Annotated in this window: 15 protein-coding genes and 5 tRNA genes; 9 read left to right on the forward strand and 11 right to left on the reverse strand. The window is 58.7% G+C overall.

The annotated features are described in order from the left end of the window. The first annotated feature begins 143 nt into the window (after positions 1-143). The gene (locus I6L40_RS12070) at positions 144-791 is read left to right on the forward strand and encodes a DedA family protein (RefSeq protein WP_033115822.1); all 648 of its coding nucleotides are present in this window, start codon (positions 144-146) and stop codon (positions 789-791) included. An 83-nt stretch (positions 792-874) separates the two neighbouring features. On the opposite strand, the gene dsbB is transcribed toward I6L40_RS12070, so the two are convergent. Further along, complete coding sequence (gene dsbB, locus I6L40_RS12075) at positions 875-1,396, reverse strand: disulfide bond formation protein DsbB (RefSeq protein WP_071909962.1); 522 nt, start codon at positions 1,394-1,396, stop codon at positions 875-877. A 100-nt stretch (positions 1,397-1,496) separates the two neighbouring features. Next, positions 1,497-3,077 carry a sodium/proton antiporter NhaB gene (gene nhaB / locus I6L40_RS12080; RefSeq protein ID WP_216994313.1) on the reverse strand — a complete coding sequence of 527 codons (1,581 nt, stop codon included), beginning with the start codon at positions 3,075-3,077 and terminating at the stop codon, positions 1,497-1,499. A gap of 334 nt (positions 3,078-3,411) precedes the next feature. On the opposite strand from nhaB, the gene fadR reads away from it, so the two are divergent. The 5 genes from fadR (at position 3,412) to I6L40_RS12105 (ending at position 8,222) form a co-directional block, all read left to right on the forward strand. Beyond that, complete coding sequence (gene fadR, locus I6L40_RS12085; protein ID WP_033115828.1) at positions 3,412-4,125, forward strand: fatty acid metabolism transcriptional regulator FadR; 714 nt, start codon at positions 3,412-3,414, stop codon at positions 4,123-4,125. Positions 4,126-4,423: 298 nt separating this feature from the next. Further along, complete coding sequence (locus tag I6L40_RS12090; RefSeq protein WP_071909966.1) at positions 4,424-4,564, forward strand: TIGR02808 family protein; 141 nt, start codon at positions 4,424-4,426, stop codon at positions 4,562-4,564. A gap of 175 nt (positions 4,565-4,739) precedes the next feature. Next, on the forward strand, positions 4,740-5,297 hold the full coding sequence (locus I6L40_RS12095) for a YaeQ family protein (RefSeq protein ID WP_042030612.1): 558 nt from the start codon (positions 4,740-4,742) through the stop codon (positions 5,295-5,297). Between the two features lie 12 nt (positions 5,298-5,309). Beyond that, the gene (locus I6L40_RS12100; protein ID WP_071909968.1) at positions 5,310-6,194 is read left to right on the forward strand and encodes an AEC family transporter; all 885 of its coding nucleotides are present in this window, start codon (positions 5,310-5,312) and stop codon (positions 6,192-6,194) included. A gap of 186 nt (positions 6,195-6,380) precedes the next feature. Continuing rightward, the gene (locus I6L40_RS12105; protein WP_071909970.1) at positions 6,381-8,222 is read left to right on the forward strand and encodes a sigma 54-interacting transcriptional regulator; all 1,842 of its coding nucleotides are present in this window, start codon (positions 6,381-6,383) and stop codon (positions 8,220-8,222) included. A gap of 133 nt (positions 8,223-8,355) precedes the next feature. Here I6L40_RS12105 and I6L40_RS12110 read toward each other — a convergent pair. From I6L40_RS12110 to I6L40_RS12140, 7 genes are all read right to left on the reverse strand, one after another. Further along, positions 8,356-8,432 (reverse strand) — tRNA-Val (locus tag I6L40_RS12110). A gap of 36 nt (positions 8,433-8,468) precedes the next feature. Then, positions 8,469-8,545 (reverse strand) — tRNA-Val (locus I6L40_RS12115). 37 nt (positions 8,546-8,582) lie between these two features. Then, positions 8,583-8,659 (reverse strand) — tRNA-Val (locus tag I6L40_RS12120). A 17-nt stretch (positions 8,660-8,676) separates the two neighbouring features. Continuing rightward, positions 8,677-8,753, reverse strand: a tRNA-Val gene (locus tag I6L40_RS12125). A gap of 12 nt (positions 8,754-8,765) precedes the next feature. Continuing rightward, positions 8,766-8,842: transfer RNA gene (locus I6L40_RS12130), tRNA-Val, on the reverse strand. Between the two features lie 138 nt (positions 8,843-8,980). Then, positions 8,981-10,360 carry an MATE family efflux transporter gene (locus I6L40_RS12135; RefSeq protein WP_071909972.1) on the reverse strand — a complete coding sequence of 460 codons (1,380 nt, stop codon included), beginning with the start codon at positions 10,358-10,360 and terminating at the stop codon, positions 8,981-8,983. A 147-nt stretch (positions 10,361-10,507) separates the two neighbouring features. Further along, on the reverse strand, positions 10,508-10,714 hold the full coding sequence (locus I6L40_RS12140) for a YaeP family protein (RefSeq protein ID WP_019445841.1): 207 nt from the start codon (positions 10,712-10,714) through the stop codon (positions 10,508-10,510). A gap of 130 nt (positions 10,715-10,844) precedes the next feature. Between I6L40_RS12140 and I6L40_RS12145 the strand changes: the two genes are divergently transcribed. The 3 genes from I6L40_RS12145 to I6L40_RS12155 all read left to right on the forward strand — a co-directional run bounded on the left by I6L40_RS12145 (position 10,845) and on the right by I6L40_RS12155 (position 12,867). Next, on the forward strand, positions 10,845-11,747 hold the full coding sequence (locus I6L40_RS12145; protein ID WP_071909974.1) for a DMT family transporter: 903 nt from the start codon (positions 10,845-10,847) through the stop codon (positions 11,745-11,747). 103 nt (positions 11,748-11,850) lie between these two features. Next, complete coding sequence (locus tag I6L40_RS12150) at positions 11,851-12,465, forward strand: riboflavin synthase (RefSeq protein WP_041207881.1); 615 nt, start codon at positions 11,851-11,853, stop codon at positions 12,463-12,465. An 18-nt stretch (positions 12,466-12,483) separates the two neighbouring features. Further along, the gene (locus I6L40_RS12155) at positions 12,484-12,867 is read left to right on the forward strand and encodes a VOC family protein (RefSeq protein WP_071909978.1); all 384 of its coding nucleotides are present in this window, start codon (positions 12,484-12,486) and stop codon (positions 12,865-12,867) included. Positions 12,868-12,928: 61 nt separating this feature from the next. Here I6L40_RS12155 and I6L40_RS12160 read toward each other — a convergent pair whose 3' ends face one another. Both I6L40_RS12160 and hxpB read right to left on the reverse strand, forming a co-directional pair. After that, entirely contained in the window at positions 12,929-13,132 is a 204-nt protein-coding gene (locus tag I6L40_RS12160) for a CPXCG motif-containing cysteine-rich protein (protein ID WP_033112514.1), read from the reverse strand. A gap of 419 nt (positions 13,133-13,551) precedes the next feature. Beyond that, the gene (hxpB, locus tag I6L40_RS12165; protein WP_071909980.1) at positions 13,552-14,211 is read right to left on the reverse strand and encodes a hexitol phosphatase HxpB; all 660 of its coding nucleotides are present in this window, start codon (positions 14,209-14,211) and stop codon (positions 13,552-13,554) included. Between the last annotated feature and the right edge of the window lie 82 nt (positions 14,212-14,293).

Genomic DNA, 14,293 nt, shown 5'->3' on the forward strand with positions numbered 1-14,293 from the left:
TAAGTCAGGGCGGGCGGTTCAGCAGGAAAAACGGTTTCATTTGGCTGAGGGGTTAGCTGGCTTAAAAAGAGGCCGGCCCAGCGATTGTGGGCCGACTGGCATTGGCGTAGACTCCACGCCGTTCACTTTACGAGTATGGAAAAATGGATCTGATCCTCTTTGCAATCGACTTTATTCTGCACGTTGACGTGCATTTGAAAGAGCTGTTTGAAAACTACGGCATCTGGGTTTACGCCATCCTGTTTCTCATCATCTTCTGCGAGACCGGACTGGTGGTGACCCCCTTCCTGCCGGGTGACTCCCTGCTGTTTGCTGCCGGTGCGCTCACCGTGGGCAGCGTGCTGGATGTCCATACCCTGGCGGCCGTGCTGATCATCGCGGCAGTGCTGGGCAACGTGGTCAACTACACCATAGGTCACTTCTTTGGCGAGCAGCTGTTCCGCAACCCGGATTCAAAAATCTTCCGCCGCGACTATCTGGAGAAGACCCACGCCTTCTATGCCAAACATGGTGGCAAGACCATCATCATTACCCGCTTCCTGCCCATCGTGCGTACCTTCGCCCCCTTCGTGGCCGGCATGGGTGCCATGACCTATCCGCGCTTCCTCGCCTTCAATCTGGTTGGTGGTCTGCTGTGGGTGTTGTCGTTTGTCTATGCGGGCCACTTCTTTGGCAACCTGCCGGTGGTGCGCCAGAACTTTACCCTGCTTATCTTCGGCATCATCGGCATCTCGCTGCTGCCAATGGTCATCGGGGCGATCAAGGCCAAGATGGGCGCCGCCAAGGCGTAACCAGCGGTCAGAAAGCATGAGAAAGGGGGAGCCATAATGGCTCCCCCTTTTTGTTGTTAACGATCTCTACGTCCACGCAAACGTCAGCTGCAGCAGCGTCCTTTCACCAGATTGCCGATGGCTACTACCACGAAAACCAGCAGATAGGCTGCGAAGATGGCGACCAGCCATTGGGGCATGGAGAAGTCGAAGAAACGCCAGCTGATCTCGGCGCAATCGCCGTCCGGGAAGAAGAGCCAGGGGATCCACTGATCGAGGGGGGCCCAGCTAGGGAAGTCGGCAAACGGGCTGCAGACGTTGAACGGGGAGGGGTTCATCTGATAGTCGACGTGCTTGAGGGCCAGCTGGAAGCCACGGAAGGCGCTGTATCCCCACAGCAGCATGGCGCTCCAGCGCAGATACCACTTCTGCGGAGCGATGAGACCAACAAGACCGGCCGTGAGCACACCCAGGGTGGCGAGCCGTTCGTAGACGCACATGACGCAGGGGTGAAGCCCGAGCACATGCTGGAAGAAGAGGGCACACAGCTCAAGGAACAGAGCGGAGGCAGCGAGCAGCCCCCACGCCAGTCGATTGGCTGCCAAACGGCGCAGAAACTCGATCATCTGATTGATCTCTCTGAAAAAAATAGTGGCTGAATTAGAGCAGAGCGGACAGCAAAAGAAAAGGGTCCGCAGGGACCCTTCTCGATTAGGCACAATGAGTTCAGTGGAGTGCGGGCGCCACGGCGGCAGCACCCTCTGACAGCACCAGCCATCCCTGCTGATAGAACCACTGGGTGGCGGGGCCGAGCAGCAGCTCGACCGCAAAGAAGCCGACCAGTCCCAGCACCAGGGTGTAGGGCAGCGCCATCCACACCATGCGACCGTAGGAGAGGCGCAGCAGCGGCGCCAGCGCCGAGGTCAGCATGAAGAGGAAGGCGGCCTGACCGTTGGGGGTGGCGACTGACGGCAGGTTGGTGCCGGTGTTGATGGCCACGGCCAGCAGATCGAACTGCTCGCGACTGATGGCGCCGTTGAGCAGGGCGGTCTTCACCTCGTTGATATAGACAGTGCCGACAAAGACGTTGTCACTGACCATGGAGAGCAGACCGTTGGCCATATAGAAGAGGGCCAGCTGCTGCTCGGGGTCGGCCGAGAGTACCCACTGGATCACCGGTTTGAACAGCTGTTGATCGATGATCACCGCCACCACGCTGAAGAAGACCGCCAGCAGTGCGGTGAAGGGCAGTGCCTCTTCAAACGCCTTGCCCAGCGCATGCTCTTCGGTGATGCCGGTGAGCGAGGTGGCCAGCACGATGACCGAGAGGCCGATGAGGCCTACCGCCGCCAGATGAAGGGCGAGACCGATGATGAGCCAGACGGCGATCAGCGCCTGGACAATCAGCTTGGCCTTGTCCTGCGGGCTGCGCTTCGCCTCTTCGTAGCGGTTGTACTCCTCCATGATGGCGCGCACGTTGTCCGGCAGCAGGGTGCCGTAACCAAACCAGCGGAAACGCTCGACCACCACGCAGGTCAGCAGACCGCAGATAAAGACGGGGAGGGTGACGGGGGCCATGCGCACCGCAAACTCGCCAAAGTGCCAGCCCGCCTGCTCGCCGATGATGAGGTTCTGCGGCTCGCCCACCAGGGTGCAGACGCCACCCAGGGCGGTACCGATGGCGGCATGCATCATCAGGCTGCGCAAAAAGGCGCGGAAGTTGTCGAGATCCTGACGGTTGAGTTCGGGCACCTCCTGATCCTGGGTATGGTCGTGGGGATTGCCGAACTCCTTGCCGGAGGAGACCTTGTGGTAGATGGCGTAGAAGCCGGTTGCCACGCTGATCACCACTGCAATCACGGTCAGGGCGTCGAGAAACGCCGACAGGAAGGCGGAGACCAGACAGAAGGAGAGGGAGAGCAGGATCTTGGAGCGCACCCCGATCAGCAGCTTGGTAAAGACGAAAAGCAACAACTGCTTCATGAAGTAGATGCCGGCCACCATAAAGACCAGCAACAGCAGCACTTCGATGTTGGCGACCAGCTCGTGTTTGACCTGTTCGGCAGAGGTCATGCCGATGAGCACCGCCTCGATGGCCAGCAGACCGCCGGGTTGCAGGGGGTAGCACTTGAGGGCCATGGCAAGGGTGAAGATAAATTCCACCACCAGTAACCAGCCCGCGCTGAAGGGGTCGAGATAGAAGGCGATCGGATTGATCACCAGAAACAGCAGAATGGCGCTTTTATACCAGTGTGGGGCATTGCCGAGGAAGTTCTTGGCAAATGCCTGCCCGAGGCTTATTGGCATGATGTTGGGTCTCTGGGTTGTTGTTGGGATCTTGCATCCATGCAGTCAATGATGGAGCGACCAGTACGTCCGGATGTTGACCTTTCACGAGTTGATGTCACGTGATTTTAATCAAAAAGCGGGCCGATTATAAATAAGAGCAGGCCGGAAGCGGTCTTGATGGTGGTTTAATAACCACACATTGAGCGGCTTCCCACTACAAGGGATGTGATTGAATACAAGTTATCAACAATATTTGTCCCGATGTGAGCAGAGGACTGACCTTCTGCTTGCCAGCCATCATCGCTTTGATATCATTCGTCAGCCTTTTTACGCATTACAACAGAGTCAATTCATGGTTATAAAAGCGCAGAGCCCTGCAGGGTTTGCCGAGGAATACATCATCGAGTCCATCTGGAACAATCGCTTTCCTCCCGGATCCATTCTGCCCGCCGAGCGTGAGTTGTCCGAGTTGATCGGGGTGACGCGGACGACCTTGCGTGAAGTGCTGCAGCGACTGGCCCGTGATGGCTGGCTGACCATCCAGCATGGCAAACCGACCAAGGTGAACAACTTCTGGGAAACCTCGGGTCTCAATATTCTGGAGACGCTGGCTCGTCTCGATCAGGACAAGGTGCCGGATCTGATAGCCCAATTGCTCTCTGCCCGTACCCACATCTGCACCATCTTTATTCGCGGGGCGATCCGTCACAATCCGGAGCAGGCCGCCGAGATCCTGCGTGGCGCCGATGGGGTCGAGAACAATCCACAGGCTTATGCCGAGTTCGATTATCGCCTGCATCACCAGCTGGCATTTGCTTCCGGCAATCCGATCTACGCGCTGATCCTGAACGGTTTTAAAGGGTTGTATAGCCGGGTCGGTAGCTACTATTTCTCCGACAAGCAGGCCCGCGAGACCGCAGATGCCTACTACAAGACGCTGCTTGGTCTGGCCGAGACCAAAAACCATGAAGCCGTCTTTATGACAGTGCGTCAGTACGGTATCGAGTCAGGCAAACTCTGGACCCGCTTGCGTCAGGATATGCCCAACGATCTGTGTGACAACTGATCGTCAGCCGGACATTCAAAAACGCGCCACCGGGCGCGTTTTTTTATGCCATTGAGTCACGCTGCCGGTCGTTTTACGTCACAAGACGTGCAGAGGCAGGGCTGGCCCGATAATGGCCATCTAATCGCTTGATCTGGATGGATATTCGGCCGAAAAAGTTGATCCAGCTCAAATGCACCCTGCATTTATTACTTTGGTGGCATTGGACTCATACTCACATTGAGGTCAAATGGCCTCACGAGAGCGGAGCCTACATCCGCCAAAAGGAACACACCTTTCACTGGATGAAGGACACACAATGAGTCTTCTTGAACACACCATCTGGACTGTGCTGGGATACGGGGCCATGCCCTTTATCTTTCTGAGCGGATTCGTAGCCGTGGCAGTCACCTGCTGTGCGCTGCTCAATGCGTTCGGAGTCCAGTCCGCCGAGAAGTGAGTCGCTTCTTGATACCGCCAAATGCCAGTCTTCGGACTGGCATTTGTTTTTTCTGTCTTTTAAAGCACTTAAATCCAGGCCTGGGGGCAGAAAGGTTCGAACCTGCCACTGATTTTGATTACACTGACGGCCATATTTTCTACCCCCACTTGTCACAGGGTATTCAAGGTTTTCTATGGCTCTCAAGGCAACCGTATTCAAGGCCCAGATCAGCTTGTCTGATATGGATCGCAACCTCTATCAGGATTTCTCCCTCACACTGGCGCGCCACCCCTCCGAAACCGACGAACGGATGATGATCCGGCTGGCGGCTTTTGCCTGGCATGCTGCCGAGCGGCTGGAGTTCACCAAGGGGCTCAGCGCCGATGACGAACCCGAGCTCTGGCGCAAGAACTACTCGGACGAGATCGAGCTCTGGATTGAGCTGGGTCAGCCCGATGAGAAGCGGCTGAAAAAGGCCTGCAACCGCGCCCGTGAAGTGGTGCTCTATCTCTATGGCGGCCGCGGCACCAGCGTCTGGTGGAAGCAGAATCAGGGCAAGCTTGGCCTGCACGACAACCTCAGCATCATCGAGCTCTCCGAGAGCCAGACCCTGCCGCTTACCGAGATGGTGGAGCGCACCATGCAGCTCACCTGCACCATCTCGGAAGGACAGCTCTGGATCAGTAATGGCAGCAAAGAGGTAACCCTCGATCCGCAACTACTGATGGGCAAGCCTGCCCGCGAACTGTAACAGGAGCTCCCTGTGCTCGGCGCCCTGCTCAATATCGTCATCCCCGTGTTTGCTGTGGTCGGGCTTGGCGCTCTTTATGGCCGATTGCGGCCAGAGGCTGCGCTCGGTTATGTCAATCGTGCCAATATCGAGCTGTTTACCCCGGCGCTGGTTTTCTCCGCCCTGGTCAAGTATCCGCTGGCGCTGGGGGAGCATCTGCCGCTCATCGCGGCCGGCGCGATGGTGATCCTGCTGCCCGGTCTGCTGCTCACGCTACTCAGGCTCAAGGGGATTGAACGGGCGGCGCTCATTTTGCCCGCCATGTTCCGCAATACCGGCAACCTCGGCATTCCCCTGATGGTGCTGGCCTTTGGCGAGCAGCAGCTGGGGGCCATCGTTATCCTCTTTGTGCTCTCCAACCTGCTGCACTTCTCGGTCGGTATGTTTATCCTCTCGGCCAACACCTCCCGCTGGCTCTGGCTGCGCAGTCCGGTGCTCTGGGCCGCGCTGGCCGGATTGCTGGTAGCCAATCTGCATATCGCGCTGCCGGAGTATGTGGTGACCACCGCCTCGCTGGTCGGGCAGATCTCGGTGCCGCTGATGCTCTTTGCGTTGGGAATTAGATTGACGGAAGGGGAGCTGGATCATCTGGGGCTGGCGCTCAAATGCAACTTGCTCTATTTGCTGGCGGGCGGTCTGTCTCTGCTGCTCGCGATATGGTTGTTGCCTCTCAAGGGGGAGTGGATCCCGCTCCTGATGTTGTCGGTCTCCCTGCCGCCTGCGGTGCTTAATTACATGCTTTGCGAGCAGTACCACTGTCAGCCGGAGAAGGTGGCCAGTATCGTGCTCGGCGGCAATGCTCTCTCGGTGGTGGTGATCCCGCTGTCAGTCTGGCTGGCGCTTCACCTGCCGACCTGATCTTGCTCACATCTTCTATATTTTTGTTTTTGTTGGTTTTTATCTTCATCTTTGTGCTCATTATCCCCGTCATTCATTTTCCCTTTTCGTGATCCCCCCCGAAGTTGTGCTGGCGGATATCCCTTAGTATCTGGCCAGCATGGCTCCCTTTAGAGGGAGAACAACAAGAACAAAAAGGAATGATGGATGAGATCCGTGAGCAACCAGTGTCTGTTGATGCAGATCCAGCCCACCATCTTGCGTTTTGCCAAGATGCTGGCGAGTGTGCTGCAACTTGAGGTCGAGATCGTCGATGCCGATATGGTGCGGGTGGCGGGCACTGGCCCCTATGGCAAGTTTTTTGGCCGCCAGCTGGAGGGGGACTCCCGCCTGCTGCGCTATGTCATCGACAATCAGCGGGAAAAGATCGTTACCCACACCAGTGATGATCCGGTCTGCGAGGGGTGCAGCTGCAAGGAGAGCTGTCGCGAGCGCGCCTTCCTCGGGGTGCCTATCATGGTGGACGAGGGGTGCATCGGGGTAATCAGTCTGGTCGCCTTCAGCGCCGAGCAGCAGGCCCGTCTCAACAACAATCTGCAGGATGTGTGTGACTATGTGCGCCACATCTCCACCATCTTCGTGGCCAAGCTGCTCGACTCGCGCGGCCTGTCGGACGGGGTCAACAAGGTGTTCCTCGATCTGATGACCCACATGGATCAGGGCTGCTTGCTGCTCGACGAGAAGAATCAGGTGCGCTTTGCCAACGAAGCGGCGCTGCATCATCTGGGCTGCCAGCCGGAGCAACTGCAGGGGCGTGAGGTGGGGATCCGCCCGCTCACCTTTGCCCGGCAGGAGATCAGCGGTCATATCCAGCACATTTTCACCCTGGGCGATCGCCAGGAGCTGATCATCGGTCAGCTGCACCATGTGCAGGGGCAGCAGCTCTTCCTGATGGCCTTTCACCAGTCCCACTCCGGGCAGGTGCGCGAGCCGGATCCCGATGTGCGCATCGACCTGCTGATCGGCGAGAGCAAGCCGATGCGCAACCTCAAGCGGCTGTTGCAGCGCATTGCCCAGAGCCCGTCGAGCGTGCTCATTTGTGGCGAGAGCGGCACCGGCAAGGAGGTGGTGGCCCGCGCGGTTCATCGCCTGAGCCCGCGCCATGACAAACCCTTTATCGCCATCAACTGTGCCGCCATCCCCGAGCAGCTGCTGGAGAGCGAACTGTTTGGCTATGTGAAGGGCTCCTTCACCGGCGCCTCCAGCGGTGGCAAGCAGGGGCTTATTCAGGCGGCCCATCAGGGCACCCTGTTCCTCGACGAGATCGGCGACATGCCGCTCACCATGCAGGCCAAGTTGCTGCGGGTGCTGGAGCTGCGGGAGGTGACACCCATCGGCGCCAGCCGGCCGGTGCCGGTGGATATTCGCATCATCGCCGCCACCCATCAGCATCTCGACCAGTACATCGCCGAAGGGAAGTTTCGCGAGGATCTCTTCTATCGCATCAACGTCATCCCTCTCAACCTGCCGCCGCTGCGCGAGCGGGAAGGGGATGTGGAGCTGCTGACCCACTATTTCCTCAACCAGCACACCAGCCGGATCGGCACCGTCTACCCCGGCCTGACGCCGGAGGTGATGGCGCTGCTCAAGGGGTATCGCTGGCCGGGCAACGTGCGCGAACTGAGCAACCTCATCGAATATCTGGTCAACGTCAGCCAGGCGGGTGAGGTGATCGACAGCAGCCTGCTGCCGCCCAACATCATCCGCAATCAGGATCCCCATCCGGTGGTCACCCAGACCATCCCCATCGTGCCCCTGAGCGCCATCCCGGGCGAACCGGTGGCAGCGCAAGTGCCAATGGCGGTGATGCCGGAGAAGTTGCTGGATCCTGCCCCGGGAGAGAGTGGATTGGAGAGCATGGAGAAACAGATGATCGAGGAGACTCTGCAGCGGCTTGGCAACAAGAAGCTGGCGGCGCAGGCATTGGGGATCGGGATTGCCACCCTCTATCGCAAGATAAAGAAGTACGATATTGCCGTGCAGGCCTGATGGTCTGGCGGTGTCTATTCAGCCCGTGTCATGCAAATGGTGATGCGGGCTTTTTGTTGGCGCAGCAAAAAAAGTGCGAGAAGGCAGGGGAGAGAATGCAAAAAGCCCGCTCATCGAGCGGGCTTTTCAAATCTGGTGCGTCCTAGTGGATTCGAACCACCGACCCCCACCATGTCAAGGTGATGCTCTAACCAGCTGAGCTAAGGACGCAGGGTGCGCAATGCGACTTTCTGTTTTGCAGGGGAGTGGTGGGTTTAATTGGATTCGAACCAACGACCCCTACCATGTCAAGGTAGTGCTCTAACCAACTGAGCTATAAACCCACATCAAACTTACATCTGCAATATATTCAAACTGTTATGGTGCGTCCTAGTGGATTCGAACCACCGACCCCCACCATGTCAAGGTGATGCTCTAACCAGCTGAGCTAAGGACGCATAACAGCAATCTGTGATGGTGCGTCCTAGTGGATTCGAACCACCGACCCCCACCATGTCAAGGTGGTGCTCTAACCAGCTGAGCTAAGGACGCATCACAGAAAAGTGGTGGGTTTAATTGGATTCGAACCAACGACCCCTACCATGTCAAGGTAGTGCTCTAACCAACTGAGCTATAAACCCACTTCACTACGCCAGCATTGCTGGCGTGGTCGGCATACTACCCATGCCCCCCAAGGCTGTCAACAGGCCATACGCACAAAGGAGACTGTTTGCCCAGTTCTTGCGCAGCCTGTTGATTTTGCAGGCGAGTTGCCGCTTTTACTGGGCCCGCGACAGGGTAGTGCACGCCTCCGGCGTCGCGAAGCGACCATAGATATGGCGCAGGCGAGCCCCCAGCATCAGCGCGGCACTGGTGAGGCCGACGATAAAGCCAATCCAGAAGCCCTGCGGCCCCATCCGCGGAACCACCCAGTCGGTGAGACCCAGGATCATGCCGGTCGGCAGCCCCAGCCCCCAGTAGGCGACGATGGTGACGTAGAAGATCGCCTGGGTATCCTTGTAACCACGCAGCGCCGCCGCCGCGACCACCTGCACCGAGTCGGAGATCTGGTATACAGCGGCAAAGAAGAGCAGCAGGGCGGCTAGCGCAATCACCTGCTGATCATCGGTATAGATAGAGGCAATCTGCTCGCGCAGCAGCACCGTCAGGGCTGCAGTGAGGGCGGCAATGCCCATCCCCAGCAGCAGGCCGGTGCGGGCTGCCACCCGGGCGTGATGGGGTTGACCTTCGCCGATGCTGTGGCCGACCCGGATGGTCACGCCCACCCCGATGGAGAGGGGCAGCATAAAGACCAGACTGGAGAAGTTCAGCGCAATCTGGTGGCTCGCCACCGTCTCGGCCCCGAAGGGGGCCAGCATCAGGGCCACCACGGTAAACAAGGTCACCTCGCAGAAGATGGCCATGGCGATGGGGAACCCCAAGCGGAACAGGCGCCAGATCCGGCTGCCGTTGGGGCGTGCGAGTCGGGAGAAGAGGTTGATCTCCTTGAAATGAGAGGAGAGCTTCACGTAGAGGATCATCGCCAGCAGCATGGCCCACAGCACGATGGCGGTAGCCACGCCACAGCCGACACCGCCGAGCTTTGGCATGCCGAAGTGACCGTGAATGAAGATGTAGTTGGCGGGAATATTGACCGCCAGCCCGACAAAGCCGATCACCATGGTGGGCATGGTGTGGGAGAGCCCCTCACTGAAGTTGCGCAGCACCTGGAACATCACGAAGGCGGGCAGACCCCACAGGATGGCGTGCAGGTAGCCGGTGGTCTTGGCCGCCATCACCGGCTCCACATCCATGAACTGCAGCGCCAGCGGGCTGTAATAGAGCGCAATCATCGCGAGCGGGGTGACGATGAGCGCCAGCCAGAAGCCCTGATGGACGGCCGGGCGGATTTGATCCCGCTTGCGGGCGCCGTTGAGCTGGGAAACGATGGGGGTGAGCGCCATGATGATCCCCTGCACCAGCAGGATCACCGGTAGCCAGAAGCTGGAGGCCACCGACACGGCGGCCAGATCGACCGCACTCACCTGACCCGCCATCACGGTATCGACGAAGTTCATGGCGACCTGGGCGACCTGGGCGACCAGAATGGGGCTGGCTAGACGGACGAGCTGCTTCGCCTCGGACCAATAACGTTGCACTGACACCTCCGAGTGGATCAGATAGATAGAGAAAGAGCGGAAATCGGGAAGAGCCTTTGCACACCCGGGCGGGCATGCAAAGGGTGGGGGAGGCATTTTAGCCTGAAATTCATCCAGGACGAAATAGTTGCCGCCCCGGCAGCGGGATCAGGCGTCTTCGTGATCGCTGATCAGCAGGTTGGCTGCCGCATAGGCGGCCTGTTCACGCAGTTCGGCGGGCACCCGCTCATCGGCGGCGACCGCGTTGAGGGCGCGGATAGCGGCGGCGATGGCCTTCGGCACGTAGCCCTGCTCGCCGGAGCCAATCTGGTTATAGGCGATACGGATCGCTTCACAGCACTCATAAACCATCATGATTTGCTTCCTTGAAAGTAAAAAGGCGAGCAAATATAGCGGTTTTGCTCCCATTTTGTCAGTCTCGCGGTTGTAATTTGCGGCAAGCCCGTTAATTTGGTTACCCCCTTTTCCTGTTTCGGCCTCTTTGATGCTGCTCTCTTCGCGCAACTCACTGGCGATCTTCCTGACGCTGTTTGCTCTTCTCGCCCTGACGCTCAAGGATGGCGCGGACAAATATCTGGTACTCCATGGCTACTCCGTGATGGAGATGGTCTGGTTTCGCTTCTTTGTTCCTTTCCTCGGTCTGCTGCTGTTGTTGCCAAGGCGCACCGTGTCGGCGCTGCTGGCGGTGGATCGCTGGCTGTTGCTGCGCTCGCTGCTGTTTCTGGTCTGTGCGCTGGTCTCGGTGATTGCGCTGGCCCATGTGCCGCTCAACGTCTACACCATCATCTGCCAGCTTGGCTCGCTGGCCTTTGTGGTGGCCGGTGTCATCTTTTTCAGGGAGCGTCTGACCCGAACCAAGGTAGCGGCCGTGTTGCTGGGGCTGTTTGGCGTGCTGGTGGTGACCCATCCCGACGGGGGGGACGCGAACCTCTACTACCTGCTGCCACTGATCATCGTGCTGGCCAACACCGGTTACAACCTCATCACCAAGCTGGTGGATCCACGTCTGACCACCCTCGATATCCTGATCGTCACCTGCTTCATGCTGGGGATGGTGGCAATGGTCGCGCTCTGCTGGCAGCCCGCACTGTGGCGCTTCCCTGGGCTTGCCGACTGGCCCTATCTGCTGGCGCTGCCGGTGGTGACCCTGCTCTCTCAATATTGCCTTATCAAGGCGATGCAGTATGCGCAGGCCTCTACTCTGGCGCCCTTCTTCTATTTCCAGATCTTTTTTTCTACCCTCTGTGGCTATCTGATGTTTGGTGAAATGCCGACCCTCAGTAGTATGGCGGGGTGTCTGCTCATCGTGCTGGCTGGCATAGTGGTCATCCATTCCCAGCGCCGGGCGAGTGTGCTGGCGCGGTCTGAGGCGGCGGAGCAGGTGTGACAGTTTGTATGAAACGAATTGTGTAAAAAGCGGATTGTGTAAAAGAAGCGGCACAGGCCGCGATAAAAAAACAGAGCGTGTTACCAGAAACAAAGAGGTGATGATGTTTACCGGAATTGTGCAAGGTGTGGCCGAGCTGGTCGCCATCGAAGAGAGTGCTTCATTTCGTACCCACGTGATCCGCATGCCCAGCCGGGAGTGGGGGGAAGGGCTGGCTCTGGGTGCCTCGGTGGCTCACAACGGCTGCTGTCTCACCGTGACCCGGATTGCAGGGGATCTGGTCAGTTTCGATCTGATGCAGGAGACCCTGCGCCTGACCAACCTCGGCAAGCTGCAGGTGGGGGACAAGGTCAACGTGGAGCGGGCCGCCCGTTTTGGTGACGAGATCGGCGGTCACGCCATGTCCGGCCACATTATCGGGATGGCGGAAGTGACCTCGGTGATCGACACCCCCAACAACCGTCAGGTGTGGTATCGCCTCGCCCCCGAGCTGATGAAATATGTGCTGACCAAGGGGTATATCGGCATTGACGGCATCAGCCTGACCATCGGCGAGGTGCGCGAGCGCGAGTTTTGCGTCCATCTGATCCCCGAGACGCTGGCTCGCACCAACCTCGGCTGGGTACGCGCCGGCTGGCCGACCAATATCGAGATCGATCCCCAGACCCAGGCCATCGTCGATACGGTGGAGCGGGTACTGGCCAGCCGAATGGCTTGACGTCAGGGAAAAGCGCAGATGAAACCGGGCCTGAACTATACCTTTCACCACTTTGGCATCCCCAGCACCGTGGCCTTGCCCCATGGCATCCACAGCGAAAAGGTGGGGATGTATACCGAGGATAACCCGGGGCGGTTTCGGGTTCAGTGGCACTACTTTACCGACGATTCGCCGCTGCACGAGCTGCTGAGAACCGTACCTCACGTCGCCTTCAAGGTGGATGATCTGGCGGCCGCCATCGAGGGGGAAGAGGTGATCCTGGGGCCCTACGAGCCGATCGATGATTATCGGGTGGCGGTGATCAATGATGCCGGGGTGCCCATCGAGCTGATCCAGACCGATCTCGATGACGAGACGCTCTGGGCCAGAGCGAAATCGCGGCAGGGCAGCATCTACCGCTGACCACGAAACGAAAAGGGGCGTCACTCTCGCGAGTCACGCCCCTTTTGCTATCCGGCCGCTCTTAAAACATCTGCTCGTCGTCAGCATCCACGAAGAGTTGCAGACGGTCGCGCTCTTCATCCCGATGCAGCCGCAGGTGGATCGGATTGCAGCAGGCCATGCAATCTTCGTAGAACTCCTGATCCCCCTGGCTGGCATCCAGCTCGACCCGGGTATGGTGGCCGCAGTGGGGGCAGACGATGCGCTTGCTGGTGTACTCGATCATGATAACCTCCTCGGGCCCACGGGCCGCCTGTCTCCCTTGATTCTAGCTGCGCAGGCGCAGGGTAACCGCGAGCAAGCGCACGTTTATGAAGGCGGTATGACAGGGATCAAACCCGGATCGGAAAAGGGGATCAGCAGACACTGCCGGGGCAAAAATGGCCCGAAAGTTGGTTTCTAATCGGCGATTTGTAGCTGTTATTGCCAACTAATGGTTGGTAATGGAAGGGGCTGAACGGCGGTTTTTACTGGCCAAAAAGGCTATTTGGCCATCCGGGAGGGGGGCTGTGCATCCGGCCGGTTTTCCTCTTGTTGCCGCTAGGTGGGTATCTATCCTTTGGCTCCTATTCATCCATAAAAAAGGGGCCACAGACAGGTATGCCTGCGGCCCCGTGAAGGATGCGAACGGCTGGTGCGGGCGAATTATTTGGCCCAGCTGGCCAGCATTTCACTATTGAGTTCGGCCAGCGAGCTCAGCTGGTAGTTGGCGATAGCCAGACGCGGGTCTCCCACTAAAGCCGGATCCGGCACGATCAGCGCCTTCATCGAGGCCGCCTTGGCCGCCAGCAGACCGGTGAAGCTGTCTTCGATGGCCAGACAGTGTACCGGCTCAACCCCCAGCTTTTCGGCGGCGTGGATATAGACATCCGGGTGCGGTTTGCCGAAACGCTCTACTTCAGCGGAGTGAACCGCCATAAAGCGATCGCGAATGCCGAGCTTGCCGAGCACCGCTTCCACCATGGCAAAGGGGGAGGAGGTGGCCAGACCCACTTTCAGGCCGCGCGCTTCGATAAGGTCGAGTGCCTCCAGCACGCCGGCCTTGGCCTGACCTTCGGAGAGGATCAGGGCGTTGACCCGATCCAGAATGCGCTGCACCACCTCGTCCTGGCTCGGGCCGCTCCACGGACGCAGGCGATACCAGTGGGCGACCAGCTGATCGATGCGCACGCCGATGGTCGACTCACAATCCTCGACGGTGTGGGGGTGACCCAGCTCGGAGAACACGGCGATCTGGGCCCGTTGCCAAAAGGGTTCCGAGTCGATCAGAACACCATCCATATCGAAGATCACGGCAGCTAACATCTTGTACTCCTGAAAAAATTGAAGAGGGGATTATAAGCCTGACGAGCAAATGCAAAAGGGGCATTGCCATGCCCCTTGCGCC

Origin of the sequence: Aeromonas sp. FDAARGOS 1410 (assembly GCF_019048745.1) — a bacterium.
Classification (GTDB): Bacteria; Pseudomonadota; Gammaproteobacteria; order Enterobacterales; family Aeromonadaceae; genus Aeromonas; species Aeromonas jandaei.

Excerpts from the sequence above, each read along its gene's own strand:
- I6L40_RS12145 (WP_071909974.1), top strand. The coding sequence starts at position 10,845 with ATGCTGCTCTCTTCGCGCAACTCACTGGCGATCTTCCTGACGCTGTTT.
- fadR (WP_033115828.1), top strand. The coding sequence starts at position 3,412 with ATGGTTATAAAAGCGCAGAGCCCTGCAGGGTTTGCCGAGGAATACATC.
- dsbB (WP_071909962.1), bottom strand. The coding sequence starts at position 1,396 with ATGATCGAGTTTCTGCGCCGTTTGGCAGCCAATCGACTGGCGTGGGGG.
- I6L40_RS12155 (WP_071909978.1), top strand. The coding sequence starts at position 12,484 with ATGAAACCGGGCCTGAACTATACCTTTCACCACTTTGGCATCCCCAGC.
- nhaB (WP_216994313.1), bottom strand. The coding sequence starts at position 3,077 with ATGCCAATAAGCCTCGGGCAGGCATTTGCCAAGAACTTCCTCGGCAAT.
- I6L40_RS12090 (WP_071909966.1), top strand. The coding sequence starts at position 4,424 with ATGAGTCTTCTTGAACACACCATCTGGACTGTGCTGGGATACGGGGCC.
- I6L40_RS12095 (WP_042030612.1), top strand. The coding sequence starts at position 4,740 with ATGGCTCTCAAGGCAACCGTATTCAAGGCCCAGATCAGCTTGTCTGAT.
- I6L40_RS12150 (WP_041207881.1), top strand. The coding sequence starts at position 11,851 with ATGTTTACCGGAATTGTGCAAGGTGTGGCCGAGCTGGTCGCCATCGAA.
- I6L40_RS12160 (WP_033112514.1), bottom strand. The coding sequence starts at position 13,132 with ATGATCGAGTACACCAGCAAGCGCATCGTCTGCCCCCACTGCGGCCAC.
- I6L40_RS12105 (WP_071909970.1), top strand. The coding sequence starts at position 6,381 with ATGAGATCCGTGAGCAACCAGTGTCTGTTGATGCAGATCCAGCCCACC.
- hxpB (WP_071909980.1), bottom strand. The coding sequence starts at position 14,211 with ATGTTAGCTGCCGTGATCTTCGATATGGATGGTGTTCTGATCGACTCG.
- I6L40_RS12070 (WP_033115822.1), top strand. The coding sequence starts at position 144 with ATGGATCTGATCCTCTTTGCAATCGACTTTATTCTGCACGTTGACGTG.
- I6L40_RS12140 (WP_019445841.1), bottom strand. The coding sequence starts at position 10,714 with ATGATGGTTTATGAGTGCTGTGAAGCGATCCGTATCGCCTATAACCAG.